This is a genomic window from Achromobacter sp. Marseille-Q0513 (assembly GCF_018195695.1).
Lineage (GTDB): Bacteria > Pseudomonadota > Gammaproteobacteria > Burkholderiales > Burkholderiaceae_B > Achromobacter.
On sequence record NZ_JAGTJY010000429.1, the window covers coordinates 1 to 670 of the forward strand.

Sequence of the window (670 nt, forward strand, 5' to 3'; positions counted from 1 at the left end):
CCCTGCCGAGGGTGGGGCCGAGGCCCAGCGAGCCCAGCATGGAGCGGTACGGCATGGGGCTGCGGGCGTCGTGCTCGTGGGCCAGCAGGGGCAGCAGCGCCCACAGCGCGCTGGCCGACAGGCCGAAGGCGAAGGCGCGCAGCATGACCACGCGCGTCACGGTGGAGTGCTGGGTGTAGCGCAGCGCCGTGACCGCGCCCTGCAGCAGGCGCTCGGGCGGCAGGCGGCGCTCGGGCAGGTCGCGCTTCCAGCGCCAGATCGCCCAGATCAGGCCGCCATAGCAGAAGCAGTTCAGCAGGAACACCCAGGGCGCGCCCAGCGCGCCCAGCAGCAGGCCGCCGATGGCCGGACCGACCGCGCGCGCGACGTTGTAGTTGACGCTGTTCAGCAGCACCGCGCTGCCCACGTGAGCGCGCGGCACCTGCTCGCCCACCGCCGCCTGCCAGGCCGGCGTCACGACGGCGCTGCCGATGGCGATGCAGAAGACCGAGGCGATCAGCGTGATCGGGTGCAGCAGGCCGGCGAAGGCCAGGATGGTGATGAACAGGCCGCCGGCCAGTTCCAGCCCCATGCCGGCCAGCATGACCTTGCGGCGGTCGTAGTTGTCGGCCAGCACGCCGGTCAGGATGGACAGGGCCACCAGCGGAAAGGCGGCGGCCACCTGGATCAT

At 72.5% G+C, this 670-nt stretch carries 1 protein-coding gene; it reads right to left on the reverse strand.

What is annotated here, in order from left to right; genetic code table 11:
- Positions 1-670, reverse strand: a 670-nt coding sequence (locus KDH83_RS31085) for an MFS transporter (protein WP_212322952.1), incomplete at both ends; no start/stop codon positions are given.